At 57.6% G+C, this 18,656-nt stretch carries 15 protein-coding genes; 8 read left to right on the forward strand and 7 right to left on the reverse strand.

The window, feature by feature from the left end; genetic code table 11:
• Positions 1-142: 142 nt before the first annotated feature.
• Positions 143-871 (reverse strand): LuxR C-terminal-related transcriptional regulator, encoded by a 729-nt coding sequence (locus tag ACUTJJ_RS05085; RefSeq protein ID WP_144577587.1) that lies wholly within the window; start codon positions 869-871, stop codon positions 143-145.
• 488 nt (positions 872-1,359) lie between these two features.
• Here ACUTJJ_RS05085 and ACUTJJ_RS05090 point away from each other — a divergent pair, with 488 nt between their 5' ends.
• Both ACUTJJ_RS05090 and ACUTJJ_RS05095 read left to right on the forward strand, forming a co-directional pair.
• A complete protein-coding gene (locus tag ACUTJJ_RS05090) occupies positions 1,360-1,587 on the forward strand; it encodes a hypothetical protein (RefSeq protein ID WP_445541482.1) in 228 nt (75 codons plus the stop codon).
• Positions 1,588-1,624: 37 nt separating this feature from the next.
• Positions 1,625-3,892 (forward strand): response regulator, encoded by a 2,268-nt coding sequence (locus ACUTJJ_RS05095; RefSeq protein ID WP_445541483.1) that lies wholly within the window; start codon positions 1,625-1,627, stop codon positions 3,890-3,892.
• 29 nt (positions 3,893-3,921) lie between these two features.
• Here ACUTJJ_RS05095 and ACUTJJ_RS05100 read toward each other — a convergent pair whose 3' ends face one another.
• The 3 genes from ACUTJJ_RS05100 to ACUTJJ_RS05110 form a co-directional block, all read right to left on the reverse strand.
• Positions 3,922-4,881: a glycosyltransferase family A protein gene (locus ACUTJJ_RS05100; protein WP_445541484.1), complete on the reverse strand. Its 960-nt coding sequence runs from the start codon at positions 4,879-4,881 to the stop codon at positions 3,922-3,924.
• Positions 4,878-6,389, reverse strand: coding sequence for an oligosaccharide flippase family protein (locus tag ACUTJJ_RS05105; protein ID WP_445541485.1), 1,512 nt, complete (start codon positions 6,387-6,389; stop codon positions 4,878-4,880). Before ACUTJJ_RS05105 ends, ACUTJJ_RS05100 begins: the two co-directional genes overlap by 4 nt.
• 221 nt (positions 6,390-6,610) lie before the next feature.
• Positions 6,611-7,843, reverse strand: coding sequence for a polysaccharide pyruvyl transferase family protein (locus ACUTJJ_RS05110; protein WP_445541486.1), 1,233 nt, complete (start codon positions 7,841-7,843; stop codon positions 6,611-6,613).
• Positions 7,844-8,112: 269 nt separating this feature from the next.
• On the opposite strand from ACUTJJ_RS05110, the gene ACUTJJ_RS05115 reads away from it, so the two are divergent.
• The 6 genes from ACUTJJ_RS05115 to ACUTJJ_RS05140 all read left to right on the forward strand — a co-directional run bounded on the left by ACUTJJ_RS05115 (position 8,113) and on the right by ACUTJJ_RS05140 (position 14,629).
• The gene (locus tag ACUTJJ_RS05115) at positions 8,113-9,312 is read left to right on the forward strand and encodes a glycosyltransferase family 4 protein (protein ID WP_144577597.1); all 1,200 of its coding nucleotides are present in this window, start codon (positions 8,113-8,115) and stop codon (positions 9,310-9,312) included.
• The gene (locus ACUTJJ_RS05120; protein WP_445541487.1) at positions 9,290-10,636 is read left to right on the forward strand and encodes an apiosidase-like domain-containing protein; all 1,347 of its coding nucleotides are present in this window, start codon (positions 9,290-9,292) and stop codon (positions 10,634-10,636) included. The genes ACUTJJ_RS05115 and ACUTJJ_RS05120 overlap by 23 nt, the downstream gene beginning before the upstream one ends.
• A gap of 252 nt (positions 10,637-10,888) precedes the next feature.
• Positions 10,889-12,037, forward strand: a complete 1,149-nt coding sequence (locus ACUTJJ_RS05125; protein WP_445541488.1) for an MraY family glycosyltransferase — start codon at positions 10,889-10,891, stop codon at positions 12,035-12,037.
• 79 nt (positions 12,038-12,116) lie between these two features.
• Positions 12,117-12,743, forward strand: coding sequence for a YdcF family protein (locus tag ACUTJJ_RS05130; protein ID WP_445541489.1), 627 nt, complete (start codon positions 12,117-12,119; stop codon positions 12,741-12,743).
• Positions 12,740-14,017, forward strand: coding sequence for a hypothetical protein (locus tag ACUTJJ_RS05135; protein ID WP_296067897.1), 1,278 nt, complete (start codon positions 12,740-12,742; stop codon positions 14,015-14,017). The genes ACUTJJ_RS05130 and ACUTJJ_RS05135 overlap by 4 nt, the downstream gene beginning before the upstream one ends.
• 3 nt (positions 14,018-14,020) lie before the next feature.
• The gene (locus ACUTJJ_RS05140) at positions 14,021-14,629 is read left to right on the forward strand and encodes a putative colanic acid biosynthesis acetyltransferase (RefSeq protein ID WP_445541490.1); all 609 of its coding nucleotides are present in this window, start codon (positions 14,021-14,023) and stop codon (positions 14,627-14,629) included.
• Here ACUTJJ_RS05140 and ACUTJJ_RS05145 read toward each other — a convergent pair.
• Genes ACUTJJ_RS05145 through ACUTJJ_RS05155 form a run of 3 tightly spaced genes read right to left on the reverse strand, consistent with a single transcriptional unit; the run spans position 14,593 to position 18,298 of the window.
• Positions 14,593-15,768, reverse strand: a complete 1,176-nt coding sequence (locus ACUTJJ_RS05145) for a glycosyltransferase (protein ID WP_445541491.1) — start codon at positions 15,766-15,768, stop codon at positions 14,593-14,595. The genes ACUTJJ_RS05140 and ACUTJJ_RS05145 overlap by 37 nt on opposite strands.
• Positions 15,769-15,785: 17 nt before the next feature.
• On the reverse strand, positions 15,786-17,048 hold the full coding sequence (locus ACUTJJ_RS05150; protein WP_445541492.1) for a glycosyltransferase family 4 protein: 1,263 nt from the start codon (positions 17,046-17,048) through the stop codon (positions 15,786-15,788).
• Complete coding sequence (locus tag ACUTJJ_RS05155) at positions 17,045-18,298, reverse strand: glycosyltransferase family 4 protein (protein WP_445541539.1); 1,254 nt, start codon at positions 18,296-18,298, stop codon at positions 17,045-17,047. Before ACUTJJ_RS05155 ends, ACUTJJ_RS05150 begins: the two co-directional genes overlap by 4 nt.
• Positions 18,299-18,656 lie beyond the last annotated feature (358 nt).

Genomic DNA, 18,656 nt, shown 5'->3' on the forward strand with positions numbered 1-18,656 from the left:
TTAGTTGGGAACGCTAGCCGAAAGGCTTAGAAGAGACGGACAAACTTCTCGGCAAAACCCATCCGATGCGTCTGCTTCGTGCAGGTTGCGATACCCGCAGGCAGTGACGGATCGACAACATTGAGTTACACGACACCGGACATTAATTTTTGAAAAGATCAGAAACTTTAAAGATCACTTCGGTGCGGTTTTTAGCGCCCACTTTCTTCATGATATTGCGGATATGCACCTTGACGGTGCTTTCGCGAAGATTGAGCTCGTAGGCAATGATTTTGTTCGGCTTGCCTTGCGTCAAAGCGTTGATAACATCGACCTCGCGCTGGGTGAACATGGCCGTGCGTTGGCGTTCCTTGCCTTCCGCAACGACAAGCAACTGCCTGAGATCGCTGAGATTTTCAGCCGATACGAAAGCGCCGCCCGCCAGTGCCAGCGAGATGGCGCCCACGCACACTGCCAATCCTATCGCGGAGGAAATGTATCCTCGCACTCCCACATCAAACGCCCTCATGACCTGGCGCAGATCACGGTTTTCCGCGAGAATGACGACCGGAAGGTAAGGGAAATCCGCGATGAATTCCCTCAACTCATGAAGGGATACCTCATCGCAAAGATCGCTGCGACCGACGTTGACCAGGATGCCGTTATGATGGCCGTTCGGAGCATGTCGCCACTCATCGAGTGATGAAAACAGCTCGACTTCCATATCAAGCCCATAGGCGATCAGGCTCTGGGCCAGACACTCACGGTCGAGCGCGCGGTCGTCGATGATCGCCAGCTTTTTGACCTTGGTTTCCACGGGTTTCGAATGCGCAACCATATGGAAATTTGATGAGAACTGGCTGCGCCCGTTGTTGGGAACTGAGGTCAGCATGTTAAGTCCTATCCGCTCTAAAAAGAACTTTGCGGGTCTGTCAGGCTCGACAGAAGCGCAACTCAGGGTTTATTTCTATGATTCCGCACAACGGACGTCGCAGGGAATTCAACCCGGAACGTCTTCATCAACCAGAACTTCGGAAGAGCCTTTATTGCGGTCTCAATTTTTTTTGGAATTTAAAATCCGCCAGAAATCAACAGACGCGGCACTATCCAAATTTCTACTTCAGGCATCCTACAATGGAGTATCGCAACTCGAAAAGATTCGGAAATTACTCACTTTTGATTGAGAGCTCGAAGTGACGTTCAATCTGTCATGATGTTAGCAGGCAATCAGACACGCGAGAACTGTGGAAATATAATTCTTTCAGGCCATCATCATGTTTCGTGTGGCGCTACTAACTATAATGGATGAATTATAATTGCTGAGGGATTGATCTATCATCCTTCGTTCAGGCACTGGTTGGGGATGGGAACAACCTGTGCGTGCTGATCGAATTGGGAGAATGCACCTTTTTGACCATCGGTCTCACTGCGTCCCTGCCGATGATGGGATTTGGTGGCTGTAGCCAGGACGAGGTGTTCCAAGGCCTCGATGACTGCTTTCAAGGCATCGTTGATGCCCCGAACCTGACGCTTGAAAAAGTCGATCTCTATTGGATGGGCATCAGTTTTAACGAGAACGACTATGGCGGGACGCAGCAAGGATGGTGACAAGGCACATTCTACTGTCGCGGTGGAGACCGCTTCCTTGTCCGGATCAGAGATGTGGGCGGAACTCTCTACTTCGAGGAAGAGACTGGAATCCCTCAATGAACATCTGACAGTCCGCAATAATCAATTGCAAGAAGCCCTGGAGCGTCAGCGGGCGATTTCCAACGATCTGCTAAATGTCCTTCATAGCACCGATGTACCAACGCTTTTTTTGGATTCCGGTTTTCGTATACGGTTCTTCACACCGGCTATCCTTTCCCTTTTCGACATCCTCTCGTCCGATGTCGGCCGCCCCCTGTCGGACCTTCGCGGGTTTGACGGCGACGTCACGCTTCACGCCGATGCGACGGCGACGCTCCTCGAAGGCACCCCAATCGAGAGAGAGGTGGAAGGACCCGATGGGCGCTGGTATGTCCGCCGCGTCAAACCCTGTCAGGGCGCGGGTGAAACGATTGATGGAGTGGTCATCACCTTCATCGATATAAGCGCGCAGAAGCAGATCGCCGAGAGCAGGGAGGCTGACAAGAAATCCGCTGAACGGGCGACCGAGGCAAAGTCGCGATTCCTGTCTGCGGCAAGCCACGATCTTCGGCAGCCGCTGCAGACCTTGAAGCTGTTGCATGGGCTTTTGGAAAGAAGTGTGGGTGAAGGACAATCACGCATTTTCGTCCAGAGGATGGGCGAAACGCTGTCTTCGATGCTGGGCATACTCAACACTGTTCTAGATATCAACCAGATCGAAGCAGGGATGGCGGAACCGCAGATGGTGAGCTTCCCGATTGACGATCTTCTAGGAAAGCTTTTCAGGGAGTTCTATTATCCCGCTCAGGCGGCGGGGCTGCAACTCCGTGTCGTCCCGTCCAGCCTTGCCGTTCGCACCGATCCCCGTCTTTTCGAGCAGGTCGTTCGCAATCTTCTGTCCAATGCAATCAAGTACACGCCGAGTGGCACGATCCTGGTTGGCTGTCGCCGCCACGGTGCAAAGGTTCGGTTCGACGTGTGGGACACCGGAATAGGCATTCCCGACGATCGCATCGAGGACGTCTTTCAGGAATATCTGCAACTCAATGTACCTGATGGTGCGGAAGACGGTGGGTTGGGACTGGGATTGTCGATCGTCAAGCGGCTTGGCGACCTTCTTGGACTAAAGATTGCGGTGCGGTCGCAATTGCATAAAGGTTCCGCATTCATGATCGAGATGGATCGGGCTCCGGCAGGGGAGCCGCTTGCGCAAATGCGCACGACCGTTAATGGCCGGTCGCGTCAAGCTGGCGCCCTTTCGTCCGCATCGGTTTTGATCATCGAAGACGATAACGGGATGCGCGATCTGCTCAAGATGGGATTGGAGCAAGCTGGATACGTCGTCGCTGCGACCTCTGGGGCTGCCGAAGCAACCGCTATTGTTCGGGGGTTGAAGTTCATCCCCGACGCTATTCTCGCAGACTACAATCTTCCTTCCGGTAGCAATGGCATCGCTGTGATTGAAGAAATCCGGCAGGTACTCTTCCGCAATGTTCCGGCGCTCATCCTAACAGGCGATATTTCAGGCAAGACGCTGAGCGATTTTGCTCAGCACGAAATTCCCTATCTGCACAAGCCGGCAAAACTCAAGGACGTGGTGCAGGCGGTTGAGACTTTGGTCGTTCGCCAAACCGGCGAGAGAGCAGCGCAGGTAAGCGAAGCTGAATTGATGGAGCCGATCAGGGGCAGGCTCATCGAAGTCATCGACGACCAGCAAGACATCAGGGACAATTTGCGCGCTCTTTTCGAAGGTGAGGGCTGGGTGGTCGCAACGTATGTTTCGGCGGAAGAATATCTTGCCGACTATAAGCCAGACAGATCAGGGTGTCTGCTTGTCGACGCCTATTTGCCCGGCATGGTCGGCATGGAATTGCTGCGTTTGCTGAAAGAAAGACACCATCGGTTTCCGGTGATTGTTATCACGGGTCGCAGCGATGTCCGTATGGCAATAAATGCGATGCGTTATGGTGCGGCCGATTTCATCGAGAAGCCTTTTTCTTACCAGGACATATATCGCAGCGTACTCTTGGCCTTCGAGCGATCGCGCGATGCGAACGAGCGCGAAGAGCGGCGCGAAACGGCGCGCGCCACGCTGGCGATGCTTACCCGCAAGCAACGGCAGATCCTCGACCGGATTGTTCAGGGACAGGCCAACAAGGTGATTGCTGCCGATTTGAAGCTCAGTCAGCGCACTGTCGAAAATCATCGCGCCTCCATCATGCGGCGAACGAAATCCGCTTCGCTGCCGGCCCTGCTGCGCCTTGTGCTGAATGCCGAAGAATAGGCTCAATAACACCAACTGGCGGGCGATTGTTATCGGCGGGCGATTGCCGCGCAAATGCGATGGAACGCGTCTGGTCGACGCATAAGATACCTTACCGGTGGCAGAAATGCTGAAGCGGGTCTGAGGCGAACAGCCTGTGCGAGAAGGGCACGCGCGCCGGGCCGGCGCCGCAGCAGATTGGAAAGGGCGCACCAATAGGCGCGGTCGCTCAGGCTCGCGCGACCGCGTTTCAGCAGGTTTTCGGCATTCTCAAGGAAAGCCCCTTCATTGCCAAAGAAGCTTTCGAGCGCAGCCTCCATTTCGGTGTTCCAGCCGAGCACGTTGTCAAGAGTGGCCGATTGGTTGGCGCCGTGGATACGCGTGAAATTCTGCACGGCATCCAGCTCGACGATATCACCCAGCACCGCGAGCCGCATCCACATCTCAACATCGTCGGTATGGCGCAGTGCTGGCCGGTAATGACCGGCTTGGTGCTGGATATGCGTTCTGGTGACGGCGAGTGGACCCGGCACCGGGCTGCGTCCCGTCGCGCAAATCCTGGCGATGAAGTCGATGCCGCGATGAAGCTGCATGCCATCGGCATCGCTGCAAATGCTTGAGGCTATCTCGGCGTCGTCACGGAAGAAGGCGGTCCGGCCATACGCCATATGCGCGCCGGGATTGTCGTCGAGCGCCTCTACTGCGCGCGCGAGTGCTCCAGGCGACAGCATATCGTCAGCGCAGACGATGGCGAAATAGTCCGCCCGAGCCCAATCGATGCCTTCGTTGAAAGACGCGTGACCGCCGAGGTTGATGGGGTGCAGGCTCGTCTCGATGAGGGGATTCGCGGTAGCGAGGGACCGGGCGATCGCAACACTGTCGTCCGTGGAGGCGTTGTCGATAATAAGGATACGCATTTCCGATATGTTCTGGCCAAGGACACTTTGTACGCATCCCTCGAGGAAGCGACCGTAATTGTAATTGGGAATGACGATATCGATGCTGCTCATGGTTCAGCCGCTGCGGAAACGACGGTGTCTGAAATGGAAGCTGGCGCAGGAGGTCTACCGGCCCTGCGTGGACGTCCGGCGAAAGCATGGAGCGTCGAACGTATCTCGCTGACGAGTGGGTGACGCAGAAGAAGCAGGCAGGCCGCCCAACCGGCCACCGAAAGCAGGATGACGCTGCCAGCCTGGCCGAGGGAATAATCGAAGCGGAATCCGATCGAAGCGGATATGGCAAGCGGTCCCGCAATCGCGGCAAGGGTCACGGCTGCACTCGGCCCGATGGCCGCGAAGAGTTCGGGCAATTTGAAGTGCGCATGGCGTCTTACCAGATAGAAGGCGACAAGCATCTGGAAGGGCAGGGTAACGAACTGGCTCAGCGCTACCGCGGTCAGGCCGAAAAAGCTGGCAGAGCAGAGCACGATTGCCGAGACGCTGCGGCAGACGAAATTGCCAAGAAAAGCCTCCCGGTTGGCGTTGAGAGCGATCAGCAACGGCGTTGTCAAAACCATTGGAAACCAGAAGATCGACGCAAGTGCGAGAATGCGTGTGATCGCGACGGCGGCGAGCCACTGGTCTCCAAGTGCGAGGCGCACGATGGGATCGGCGAGAATGGCGACCATGATCAGCGATGGCCAATACAGCACGGTGATGTAGCTGAGGGCGCGCAGATAGGATCTGCGGACATCTCCACCTTCGCGAACTTCGGCGGCGAGCGCCGGAAACGCGAAGGAGAAGATTGCCGAGAGGAAGATGCGGTCGGGAATGGAGCAGACGGTGTTGGCGCGATTGTAGATGGCCACCGCTGTCGGGGTCATGGCAAACCCGAGGACGAGCTGCGGCAGGGATTCGTATAGCTTGTCAACGATGGTGGAGGCGCCCCTGAAGCGGCCGAATTCGGCCATGCGGCGCCACGATTTGAGTGAAAGGCGCGCTTTGCGCTGGGCCGGATCGGCATAGGCGGCAAGGGCGCTCGCAACGCTGTTGCCGACGAGCAGGCCGAGAGCGAAACTGACGAAGCCCCCTCCCTTGCTGGCAGTGAAGATTGTTACGACCGCCATAACGACGAGGCCGATGGTTCGGACGCGTGCGATGGTGCCGAAGGCCAGCCGCCGACGCAGCATCGAGAACGCCGGCATGCCCAGGCTTTCGGCCATGACGGCGGCAATTGCGACGATAAGATAGTGCTGGAGACCGGGCTGGTGGTAAAAATTCGCCAGATACGGTCCGCACAGATAAAGAATGATCCCGAGAAAGCCGCTGACCAGGAGCAGCAATGTGAGCGACGTGTTAATGTCATCGCGTTCAACGACATCGAGCTGGATGAGGAAATCGGAAGAAACGAATTCGCGAAAGGCGAAGATCACCGAGGTCACCCCGTAACCGATGACGGCAAAGCCAACTTCCGCTGGCGAGAGCAGTCTCGATACGATCGCTATCAAAGCGAAATTGATCGCGATTCCGAGGTGTTGTTCCAGCATTGCCATGAAAAAGGCGCGGCGGACTTTGTGCATCGATGGGCTCCGACAGCGTCGCCGATAGTCGACGGTCGCGTCAAATTAGAGTGGGACCTGGACCTTGCACATCTGACCGTTGGGATGGCTGCCGGATCCCTGGGGGTAAACAGTTTGGAGACTGTGTGCTGAAGGCCTTCCGAAAAAGTGCGGTCTACTCCCTTCGGATAATGAAGAGCTCGGCTGTGACGTCGACAGCATCATGTTGCGAGACCCTGCGTCTAAGTCGTAACGCTCTGCGGTGTTGCAACGGCGTCGATTGAGAGAAATTCCCGACCGAGGAGCGCTTCTTGCTCGGTGAGCTGGCGCTTGAAGCGATCATTGGCGCGGGCAATCCGCTGCCGCACAGCTCCTGCTCCAGCGAGTATCTCCTTCACCAGCTCGATGACCTCTTCGACTTCGAACGTGTCGATATGCCGGGAGAATCTCTCCTGGTCGAAATCAGTCATCAAATCATCGAACTTGCGGGCATAACCTATGGATATTGTCGGATTTCCGAGTTTCAGGGAGCAGACCGCTCCATGATATCTCGACACGACGGCAAGGTCGATTGCCGCCATCTGTTGCATGATATCGCGCAGCGTTGCGGCCGAGCTGATGTCGATCTGGGCCAGCTCGTCCTCGGAGAGCATATCCGTCAGCAGAAACATCAAATCCGCACAGGCAACCCTGTCAGTAATGTCCCCCATCAAAAGGGTGATCCGGTGTCCTTCACCGATCAACCAGCTCACGAGCCGTGAGAGCTTGTGGATGTAGGTCGTGTAGATCCTGACGGAGTCGGAATCATTGTGGCGCCAGCCGCGATAGTCCATGACCCCGACGCCTATGTTCATAGCGCCGTTGGCCAGGTTTTGCCGGTGGGGCACGGGAACGGGAAGATCAAAGGCGATATCGGGGTAACGGTGGTCTCGCGACACATCGACACCGATCATTTTCATGTAGTTGAGCGAGAAATCGTCCCGATAGGATCGATAGGAGGCCATCTGTGCGGCCGAGCGCAGGAACCAGCGGCTGAGACGGCTTTTCATTGGACCGGCGCCGATGCTGACGAAGGCGATCCGCGTGTTGCGAAGGCGGGCGACGAGACACCAGCAAAATACGACAAAGGGCCAGCCGAACCACCTTTCCTGAAAATCATCGAGGATGCCGGTTCCCGGAATGATCATCAGGTCAGGCTTGTCGAAACTCAAGAGGGCGCTGACCAAGAGCATGAGCCGTCGAGGCACCTTGCCGAGTAGTTTGTCCAATTGCCTCATCCAGGCATTGGTCAGAGGAGGACCCCCGGCACCCATCGCGCGAATGTTGAACTTCGCGCTTACGACTGTCGGACTTGCGCAGATGCATAGGAGATCGGCATCGGGCCTCATCCTGCGCAGATAAAGGAGCATGGCTTCCAGCGACCCGTCATTGCCCGAATTGCCCGAGCCAAATTGTCCAAGGAGAGTGATCCTCATTTATTTTCCCATCGCAGCCCGGCGCCGACACGCTCGATATGGCATTGATATCCCTTGGATCAGCACGACCCCACACCGTCCTTCGGGTCGCCTCTTACGCCAAACGTATAGTTTCAGCCACGCAAACCTCTCAAAAGAAGAAACAGCTAAGCCTAAGATGCAACTGACTGTCATTCCGTGGCTTCTTAGTATGTCGCACTAGCCGCTACTCGAACCATCCGCCTTTGATCGTAGCGGCATGGCTGTGGATGAATGAGCGAGGGTGCGCCATGAAGCTTGCCTATTTTGTCCTTCCCCATATCGGCGGCACCTATTCCGTCTTCAAACATCTTCGCAAAGGCCTCGCCGACTATGGCATGGACGTGCGATGGCTCGGCGTATGCAAGGAAACTTACGGCGTGCCACTCGATCTGCAGGGTGAGAGGGCATTCGGGCAATTGCTGCGCATGCCCGTCAATCTCAGCGAACGCGAATGTGCAGCGCGCATGGCGACCGCCATCGAAGAAGGCGGGTTCGACGGTGTGATCGTCAATGTTCTCGGCGATCAGTTGCAGACAAACATCGCGCGCTATCTGCCCGAGGGTATCCTGCGTATCCTCGTCGTCCATAATATCTCGCCTGGAACATATGCGGCCGCCCGCGCCGTGCGGGACTATGCCCATGTCACGATCGGCGTATCGGAGCGGTGCTGCGCCGATCTCATCGCGCGCAATGGCTTTTCGAAGGATCGCACTTACGCAATCCCGAATGCAGTGGACAGCGATGCGTTTCGTCGCCAGGCGGTTCGGCGCGTCAACCGGGGGCCGGAACTCAAGGCTCTTTTCGTCGGCCGTATTGAAGATGCATCGAAAGGCGTGATGTGGCTGCGGGAAATATTGGACGGGTCGCCCGAGGCGGTGCGCCTGACGATCGTCGGAGATGGGCCGGATATGGGCAAGCTCAGACGAAGGCTGGACCGCCATGGTGGTCGCGTCAATTACGCAGGATCCGTGCAGCTTTCAGACATACCAGTCATCATGGCGAGCCATGATGTTCTCATCATGCCGTCCCGCTTCGAGGGGCTTGGCATGACGATGATCGAGGCAATGGCCGGCGGCTGCGTCCCGGTCGTGTCTCATATTCGCGGCGTGACCGATACGATTGTCGTGCCGGGCCAAAACGGCTTCCTGTTTCCGATCGGCAATTATACGGCAGCGGCCAATGCGATCGCGCGCTTGCACGCCGATCGCGACCTTCTCGAGCGGATGTCGATCGCGGGAAAGGAAATGGTCCTGAACCGCTTCAGCATCGAGCGGATGGCTGCTCGCTATCACGACGTCATTTCCATGACGCTGAACGATCGTCCCGGCCTGTCGAAAGTGCTCAAAATGGAGGACTGGTCCATTCCCGCGGGGTTGCGACCCGGCCTTAGAACCTATCTGCCGTTGCCTTTGAAAAACTGGCTGCGTGTCGTTCGTGAACGGCTCTGAAGCGATGATCAGCTATCATGGCCGACTTGGACATTTGCGCGCCTTCCTCCTTCTTTGGCTATGCATGTCCTCGGCCTGTATCGCACAGGACAGCGTTTTTCCGCTGAGGAGGGCGCAGGACGAGCGTTATCTCGAAGACAGCAAGGGTTTGCCATTCCTGATCGTCGGGGACAGTGCGTGGTCGCTCATCGGCGATACGTCTATCTCCGATACGGAATTTTATCTGGAAACCCGAAAGAGGCAGGGGTTTAACACCGTCCTTGTTTCGTTGATCGAGCACCAGTTCTCCCGCAAGGCGCCAGCAAACTTCTACGGCGAAAGACCCTTCGAAGGCGATGCCTTCGGGCAACCGAACGAGGCCTATTTCGACAGGGCGGAAGAAGTCATAAAGGCAGCCGCTCGTCGCAACATGCTGGTGCTTCTCTGTCCGGCCTATAGCGGCGCACGCGGTGGCCCGGAAGGATGGTATCAGGAAATGGTCGCGGCCGGGCCTGAAAAGCTGCGGGAATATGGACGATATGTTGGCCAACGTTTTGCGAAGTACCCGAACATCATCTGGGTCCAGGGCGGCGATTATGATCCGCCCGATCGTGCTCTGGTGACGGCTGTCGCCATGGGCATCAGAGAAACTGACCCCTCCGCATTACAGACCGTGCATGGCAATCCCGATACGGTGACGAATGATTTTTGGCGCGACGCTTCCTGGCTCGATATCGATTCGGTCTATACGTACGGCGAGGTCGCGGCGGCGGTGCTCAATCGGTACCGATCTGGACCGAGACGCCCTTTCTTCCTCATCGAAAGCGCCTATGAGGGCGAGAACAATGTCAAGGAACGGCAGGTTCGTCTCATTGCCTATGGTGCGCTGCTTTCGGGAGCGGGCGGCCAGGTCTTCGGTAACAATCCGGTATGGCATTTCTCCGCCGCCGGGCTCTATGAAGCGAAGGACAGCTGGAAAAGCTCGTTAAGCAGCCGTGGTGCGCAAAGCATCACGCATCTGGCAACGCTTTTCAGGCAACTGGCATGGTGGAAGCTCGTGCCCGATCAGGGCAGCCTGCTGAAAGGCGATGCGGGCGCATTTGCGGCGCGTGACAGGGATGGCTCTTTCGCCGTGATCTATCTCGACACGCCTTCCGTTGCGATTGATCTCGGCAGTTTGGCGGCAGGCGAGAAGGTGCTTCAATGGTACGATCCGTCGAACGGACTTTATATCGAACCGATCGTTCGCCTTGGCCGCAGCGGTCTTCGCAACATAACGGTGCCGGCATCGGCCAATGCTTTTGGCTTCCAGGACTGGATCGCCGTTCTCTCAGCTCAGGAATGATCGCCCGCAACAGCTCCACTCGCCGCCGAGTCGGCCCTTTCTGGCCTCTTGTCGCCAAGGTCTCAAACCTAGCTCTTTCGATGGTCGATCCGGTTCGGGGGTAGGGAGGGTAGACATTGATGTCGACACCCCCTCCCTTTGATGGATTTCACACGCCTTTTGCCCGCATACCCCTCAGGGCCGGTGTTTTTTAGGATCGGCAGGAGGCGGGTCTTGCGGATGCTCCGCCGAGGTTCATCGGGGGGATCAGACATGTCGGGGATATTCTTCAACACCATCGCTACTTTCGTCCTGTGCGTGTCCCTCATCGTAGTTCTCAGGCGCCTGACCGTCGCCTATCAGCTCGTGGATCGCCCCGATCTAATTCGTAAACGCCACACCGGCGCCGTTCCGCTTTGCGGTGGAATAGCGATCTTTTCCGCTTTTGCTGTTTCCGCCTTCGTCGGCGGGTGGAGCGCCGCTCTCGGCATGAACTTCTGGCTCGGACTGGCCGTCATCCTGCTGATGGGTGTCGTCGATGATCGCCGGCCGTTGCCCGCAGCAGGACGCCTTGTCATGCAACTGGCAATGGCGATTGCTCTCGTAGGCGGCGCCAATATCGGCTCTCTCTCCGTCGGCGTTCTCTTCACGCAGCATTCGGATCTGTTCCTGCCTTTGTTTTTCGTCATTGGCGTTCTCTTCGTGACCGGGCTGGTGAATTCGTGGAACATGCTCGACGGCGTCGACGGGCTTGCTGGCGGCACGGCAGGTGTCTCGCTGATCTGGCTGATGATCGTGGCGATTTTCGCCGGTGTCGGCGACATCATCGCGCCGCTTCAGGCACTCTGCGTATGCCTCTGTGCTTTTCTGGTTTTCAACATGCGTGGTCCATGGCGTGCACGGGCGAGCATCTTCCTCGGTGATGCGGGCAGTACTGCGCTGGGTGCGACGATTGCCTATGTGATCGTCCTGTTGGCGACCAAGAGCAGTGCCGTCTCGTTTCCGGCTTTGTTGTGGATCGTTATTCTGCCGATCACCGATACGCTCAGCCTGATTGTCCGTCGTATCATGCACGGGCGCAGTCCAATGTCAGCCGATCGCTGGCACTTTCATCATCTGCTTCTGGATTACGGTTTTACGCCGGCAGCGGCAACGAACACGCTGGTCGTTATTTCCTTCATCTGCGGCGGCATCGGTTTTGCCGGAATAAAAGCCGGTGTTCCGGCGGAAATGATGGCAGCCGGCCTTCTGATACCGATTGCTCTTCATACCGCGTTCGTCCTTGCCGCGACGGGTTATTTCTCAAAAACCTGGCTTCACAGGGGCAGCAACTTCGATCTCTACCGCGAGGCAGCACGTCTCCCGGTCGCTGCCACCGCCGCGACGGAGCCAAGGGCGATACAAGCGCCGAGTGAAGAGTAATGGCATCATGAAATCGCCGTGGCCCGGAACGCGAAGTCCCTCAAAGCCCGTTTTGAAACAACGGACCTGGCATTGGCGCATGTCGCGCAACATCGAAAAAAACTGGCTGCCTAAACGCAACTGGAACTGCCTCGGCATCATCATCTTCAGTGCGGTCGGCCTGTACGGGCTGTCCCTGGTTTCCGCAGGATCTCTTCTCGTCGTGGAGGATCCGCCCGCACAAGCCGATGTCATCGTGGTTCTCGGCGGTGACGGGCCTCCTCGAGCTACTCAGGCGGCGAAACTCTGGCATGACGGACTAGCGCCCCTCGTTCTGGTGACGGGCTATGGGGATTGCGACTTCATCCGTGACATGCTGGTGCGGTTGGGGGTCAATGTCCAAGCCATATCGAAAGAATGTCTGTCGCTCAGCACGTGGGAAAACGCGACCTTCGCAGAGCCGATACTGATTGAAATGCGAGCAAGGCGCGCCATCCTCGTCACGAGCTGGTTTCATTCACGCCGCGCGGTGAAGCGTTTTCGGTTTGTGATGCCTCAAATCGAGTGGATTTCGCTTCCTGCGCATAGAGCCGTGCCGCTGTGGCGGCTTGCCTTCAGCACCGACGGTGTGCAGGTTTTCAAAGAATACGCCAAAACAGTCTTTTACGACCTCAGGAGCAGTTTCGTGCGGGATTTGCCGCCGGTTCAAGCGGGACTTGCCTCATGAACACGCTTCTGGTTTTTTGCCTCTTCGGTGGTGTTGTCCTGCTCATCTGTTGGGGAATGATGCGCCGGGAACGAATTTACGAGTTCCCTTTCCTGACGGGCGTCATCACGTTCAGTTTCATCTTGCCCCAGGTTCCCGGCCTTGCGTCTGAAAGATTCCTGCCGGAAGGCGCGTTTGCCAGAACCGCCATCTTCATGATGCTGTGCCTCTTCATGTGCTGGTGGGGATGGAGCAGAAAGGCGAGACCCTTTGCATTCTTCCGGATCGATTTCGATGAGACACGTTTGCTCCTCGTCGCAGCCGTTCTTTCAGTCGCCGGCGCCTATTTCTATTTCATGCTGAGCCGACTGCCGGGAGAGCTGACCATCGCAGTGCAGATGACCGGTGTCCCTGTCATGTACATCTTCTTTTCGCGGCTGTTGAGCTATGGTCTCGCCATTGCCGTGCTTTGCCTTGCGCGACGATTTTCCTGGCTGGCGCTGGCCGTCCTTGCGTTTGATCTGGTCTTTTATCTGGATCGCATCGTCATCACCGGAAAGCGCGCCGAAGCCGTGGAACTCATCATGATGTTCGCGCTGGCATGGTGGTTTTACAAGGGATGGGCCATCCCGCGGATCTTCGTCATCATTGCGCTTGTTCTCGGCACGCTCACGATGAACAGCATGGGCGATTACCGCGCCATCACCAAGGCCAACGACGCGCCGGTCTGGGATGACATCAAGAAAATAGATGTCATCGGCAATCTTGAAAAAGTCTTCCGGGATGGCGGCGACGAGATGCGCAATGCGATCATGCGGATCGACAATACCGCAAACACGCTGCAATTCGATTACGGCAAGTTTCACTGGAACAGGCTGGTATTCAACTTCGTGCCCGCGCAACTCGTGGGCGTTGAGGTCAAGCAATCCTTCATGCTGCCGGTACCGGTACAATCGCGTGACTACAATCCGGTCCTCGGCACGACGGAGACCGGGATGGCGGACGCCTTCGGATCGTTCTGGTATCTGGGAGCGTTCAAATTTTTCCTGCTCGCCTATCTGGTGCGCCGGATCTGGGTGACCGCCAACACGGGCGAGTTCGCCGCGCAATTCACCTATCTCCTGTCTATCATCCCTTCCATGCACGCCATATCGCACCAGACCGACTGGGTTCTCATGGTCTGGGTGCATATGCTGATGTTCGCAGCGCCGGCGCTGGCATTTGCCGTCATACCCGCGCGCGTACAGCAGCGTCGGTACGAAATACCATCTTTGACGTCTCAGGCCGGAGGATAGGCGATGCGTTCACGATACGACGATCCCGGTTTTCAGCATGCGACGACGCCCCTGCCGCGTTTCGGAGGTCCGACCTTCGCATTGCATTTCCGATTGAAACGGCTGGGATGGATGATCGTCTGGCGGCTTCTCGCCAGCTGGACGCCGCCGCCGATGCGCCGTTGGCGCAATTTTCTCCTGCGCAGTTTTGGCGCGCGCCTGGATGCCACGGCAATGGTGTATTCCAGCGTGATTGTGTGGTGGCCGGGGCACCTCGTCATGGAGCGTCATTCATCTCTTGGGCCTGGGGTGATCTGCTACAACGTCGACATGATCACCATCGGCCCCTATGCCTCGGTTTCACAACGTGCCCATCTGTGCACCGGGTCGCATGATGTTCAGGATAGCGCGTTTCCACTGGTGAAGCGGCCTTTGGTGATCGAGGAGGACGCCTGGGTGGCTGCGGAAGCCTACGTCGGTCCCGGTGTCGTCGTCGGCAAGGGGGCAGTGCTCGGCGCACGCGCTGTCACGGCGAAGTCTCTGGAGCCGTGGACGATCTATGTCGGCAACCCGGCAAGACCCGTCGGCTCCCGCCGTCAAGACGCGGCGGCCTCCAAGGCGCTCAGCCGATAGCCCTCCAGCGTCGCTTGGGCGATAGACGGCCAGGTGAATTTTTCCAGCACAAGCCGGCGACCGTTTTCACCCATCGTTCTCGCCTTGGCGGGGTTGCTGAGCACAGTTGCCAAGCCCTTGGCAACTTCGGCTGCGTCAACCGCGACGATGACCCCGGCATCGGCAGAACCCACCTCGGGAAAGTGGCACTGGTCGGTGATCACCACAGGTGTGGCACAGGCAAGCGCTTCGGTGATCGCCATGCTGAAACCCTCCTGTCGGCTTGGCAGACAGAAGCAGTCTGCATCGACCATGGCTTGGAGCTTTGCTTCACCGTAAATGGCCCCGACCATAAAGACGCGGTTGCGAATATTTAGCTTGTTGACCAGATGCATGAACTGGCCCTCGGCTCCACCCGGTGGGCCTGCCACGACGAGATCGACATCGACATAGGTTTCACAGATAGCCGCAAAGGCCGAGGCAAGAATGTCGATACCCTTTTTGACGTGGAGGCGGGACAGAAACAGAATGTAACGCCTGCCATGCGCCAGGGCAATTTTCCGCTTGAAATGCCCCCGGGCGGGAAGAGGATCGAACTCCTCGGCAAAGACGCCGTTCGGTATGATCAGATTGCGTGCGTGGAATTTCAGCGGCGCAACAGCTGCCATTTCATCGATGTTCAGCAGATGCAGAAACGCCGCCTCGTTCAGCATCTTGCGATAGCAAAGCATCAAGGCGATCTTCTTCTTCCACGATCGCTGCCCGAGGCTCCAGTGATCCAGCATGCCGGCCGGGCAAATGCAGTAGGGTACGCCAGCGGCGCGGGCGAGCCTGGAAGCATAGAGCAGAAAGGGCTCCCAGACGCCGTGAATATGCATGAAAGAGGCATCTTTCAGCAGGGCTTTCAGTACACGTCGGCCACTGAAGCAGAACAGCGTCTCCATGCTCCCGGCCGGCGGCAGCAGGTGCCAGTGGACATGCTCGAAATGTGGTATGCTGCGGCCGATTTCCTTGACCTGTGCCTCAATCGCGGCGTCGCCATGGCTGACGATATGTACATCAAGGCCGAGGCCCGCCTGTGCGGCGGCAAGGCGCATGGCAACGGCTTGTAACCCGCCGTATTTGGGATCGATCGCAGCGATGACGTGGATGATCTTCATATGTCTTTGCTCCCCAGCTATCGCGCTTCATCCGCCAGGCAAAGACCCGAAGGCTTCGACAGATGTGGCCCGGAAAGCGCAGCGAGAAGCCGTTCCCCATAAGACTCCACTGTATGTTCGGCCGCGCGCAGAAGGGCATTGGCGGACATGGTCCGCCTCAGCTCGGGATTGTCGGCGAGCGCACGCACGGCAGTTGCGATAGCTTCTGCATCGCAGACAGGAACGATGAAACCTTCGATGCCATCGCGCACGACAGTGCCGGTGTTCTCCGTTGTTATCACGGGCAGGCCGGCTGCCAGCGCCTCATAGACGGCGGTCGCAGACCCTTCGCAAAGCGACGGCAGCAGGAAGACATCCGCCCACCGAAACTCCTCGATGATCTGCGCGCGCGGCACGATCCCTCTCAGTTCAACCCACTGCGATATCTGTTGCTTGACGTCATCGTGTGCGCGAACGCGGCCCGCCATCCGGAAACGGGCACGATCCTCCATCAGTCGGGCGGCTTCCACGACATAGGGCGACCCCTTGCGCAACCCGACTTCGCCCACGGTCAGAACCCTGATCGGTCCTGGCATGCGTGCCTGTCTGTCGATCGCAGCGGCAGCATTGACCCCATAGGGAACGACAACACACCTGGCTTGCGGCCCACCGCACGCGACAACGTGCTTGCGAACAAATTCCGACGGGCAGACAATGACATCCGCAAGCTGCCACTCCGCTTTCTCCCGGTCGGCGAATAGGCGCGCGTGCGGATTATCCTGCGCCGGGCCGGTCCATTCGGGAAACCGCGCCATCTCCTGTGCCAAAAGCATTTCGACAACGTCACGGGGCGCGATCATCTGCTCGACTGCGGTCCAGAGGCCCTGTTGCTTTGCTGCCCTCATCTGTTCAAGTGCGTCGCCGCTGAAGGCATAGAGCCCAGCCGCGCCATGGAAGCCGCGCCGGGCCACCATCTCTGAAAAAACTGATCCGGCCCAGATCGCGTGGGAGGTCTCTTCCACAACGTCTCTGGCGCGCATGTGGCGCAGAACGGAACGGAGGCCAAAGCCGGAAAACACGGTCGTCAGCGCCGTCGGCACGCCTTTGGGCAGGCGACCCGCCAAACGTCTGACCGGTGGCGGGTAAAACGTCGCCGGAAACGAATTGACGATTCTCGGCCAGCCTTTGGTCGCGCATATGTCGGTATAAAAATGTGCCAACCTGCCAGCGGATGCAAATATTCTCGGTACGGCATAATGCATGCGGGCGCCGAGCTGACTGACGACGACTTTGTCTTTCATGGCGAGATACCTTGAGCGAGAGGCGCCCCGGAAGGCGCGACAGTCCGCAGCCTGGCGATCAGTCCTTCCCAGGCGTCTGCCGCCCTTTCTCGGGAGTAGTCGGTACAAAGCAGCCGCCTTGCCGCATCCCCCATTGCCGCCGTGGTGTTCGGGTCGTCGCAGAGCTTTTCGATGATGCCGCAGAGCTTATCGGTCTCGCCGATCTCGACGTTGCTGCCGCACCCTTTGGCTCTTAGAACGCGCGGCACCTCTCCATCATGATCGCCAACGAAGATTGTCGGCCTCCCGGCCGCCAGGATGCCATAGAATTTGCTTGGAATGATGCAATGTTCCAGTTCCGGCAGCAGTGAGACGAGATGCACATCAGCAACGCTGAGGCTTTCAGCCAGTTTCTCGACGGGCTGCAGCGGCTTGAAGATGACGTTCTGAAGACCGAGATCCCGAACGGCAGTTTTCACAGCCGCGTGCTGGTGTCCGCCGCCAATCAGAAGGAACCGAATATCTGCCCGGTGCTCCAGACGTTTTGCCGCTGCCAGCATAGTGCCGAACTCATGCGCCCGCCCGAAGTTTCCTGAATAACCCACGACAAACACATCCTGCAGTCCCCACGCTTTCCGCAGGCTGTTATCCTGGGGCGAGACGGGATAGATTTCCTCCCCATCCGACCAGTGATGCAGGACGCTGACGTGGTCTTTTGAGATGCCTTGCGTGAAAATGAATTCGGCCATCTTGTCGGTCGGGCAGACAACCATGCCGGGGGATCGCAGAGACCAGTTGCGCAGCTGCGTCAGCCATGGCCCAACCCACCGTGCGCGTTTCCTGAAAAATCCAAGCTCCGTTGCTGTCTCCGGAAAAAGGTCCATGATCCAGTTCACCATGAGCGCCCCCTTGAGGCGGATCGCAACGCTGCTCATGACGGAGAGGAGCGGAGGATCGGTGCAGACAACCACCGTATCCGTCGCCCGAACGTTGCGCAGGAGCCAAACGAATGCCAGCACCTGAAAGAGAAGATAATCAATGCTGCGGCGCATAAGGCTGTGCCGACCGAAACGGCCGCTCGCCAGCCGTACGATAGCAATCCCTCGAACTGTCTCAGTTGCGGGCAATACGCTGCCCGGGTGATCATGGATTTCGCGACTTGCAACGACAATCACATCCAGTCCGCGCTGGGCCATTGAAAAGGCGAGCGATGATATCATGCGGCTCGTTGCCGACTGGTCGGGAAAGCCGTATCTGTTCAGGAAGATCATCCTCACGCTTTTTTCTCCCCAAATCTTCCGTTTGAAGGAGCATTCTTGGCGACGCTAAAACGGGCGGCAAGCTGGTCGTAAGGACTAATGAACTCACGATACGGAGAGGCCCATACTCCAAAGTTGGCGCCTTCCTATCCTTTTGGTAGCGGAATGCCGGATGACGCCCTTATGGGTTATCGAATCCACAAAAATGCTAGCGATTTGAAAGGCAGAGGCTCGGTCTCCTTTGCACGCTGCTTTCGGGCCGTTGCCGGGTGCAGCCGCCATTAGCCGGCATGGCAGGCCCACGCTAGACCCGATTGCCCACGGGTTCAGCATTGCCGTCGACGTCAGCTTTTTGTTTCTCGATGCAGGC

This window comes from Agrobacterium sp. DKPNP3, from assembly GCF_052686535.1.

Bases quoted from the DNA above. Each gene is read 5' to 3' on its own strand.
- ACUTJJ_RS05105 (WP_445541485.1), bottom strand. From the start codon at position 6,389: ATGCACAAAGTCCGCCGCGCCTTTTTCATGGCAATGCTGGAACAACAC.
- ACUTJJ_RS05115 (WP_144577597.1), top strand. From the start codon at position 8,113: ATGAAGCTTGCCTATTTTGTCCTTCCCCATATCGGCGGCACCTATTCC.
- ACUTJJ_RS05155 (WP_445541539.1), bottom strand. From the start codon at position 18,298: ATGATCTTCCTGAACAGATACGGCTTTCCCGACCAGTCGGCAACGAGC.
- ACUTJJ_RS05140 (WP_445541490.1), top strand. From the start codon at position 14,021: ATGCGTTCACGATACGACGATCCCGGTTTTCAGCATGCGACGACGCCC.
- ACUTJJ_RS05100 (WP_445541484.1), bottom strand. From the start codon at position 4,881: ATGAGCAGCATCGATATCGTCATTCCCAATTACAATTACGGTCGCTTC.
- ACUTJJ_RS05085 (WP_144577587.1), bottom strand. From the start codon at position 871: ATGCTGACCTCAGTTCCCAACAACGGGCGCAGCCAGTTCTCATCAAAT.
- ACUTJJ_RS05125 (WP_445541488.1), top strand. From the start codon at position 10,889: ATGTCGGGGATATTCTTCAACACCATCGCTACTTTCGTCCTGTGCGTG.
- ACUTJJ_RS05110 (WP_445541486.1), bottom strand. From the start codon at position 7,843: ATGAGGATCACTCTCCTTGGACAATTTGGCTCGGGCAATTCGGGCAAT.
- ACUTJJ_RS05130 (WP_445541489.1), top strand. From the start codon at position 12,117: ATGTCGCGCAACATCGAAAAAAACTGGCTGCCTAAACGCAACTGGAAC.
- ACUTJJ_RS05135 (WP_296067897.1), top strand. From the start codon at position 12,740: ATGAACACGCTTCTGGTTTTTTGCCTCTTCGGTGGTGTTGTCCTGCTC.
- ACUTJJ_RS05150 (WP_445541492.1), bottom strand. From the start codon at position 17,048: ATGAAAGACAAAGTCGTCGTCAGTCAGCTCGGCGCCCGCATGCATTAT.
- ACUTJJ_RS05145 (WP_445541491.1), bottom strand. From the start codon at position 15,768: ATGAAGATCATCCACGTCATCGCTGCGATCGATCCCAAATACGGCGGG.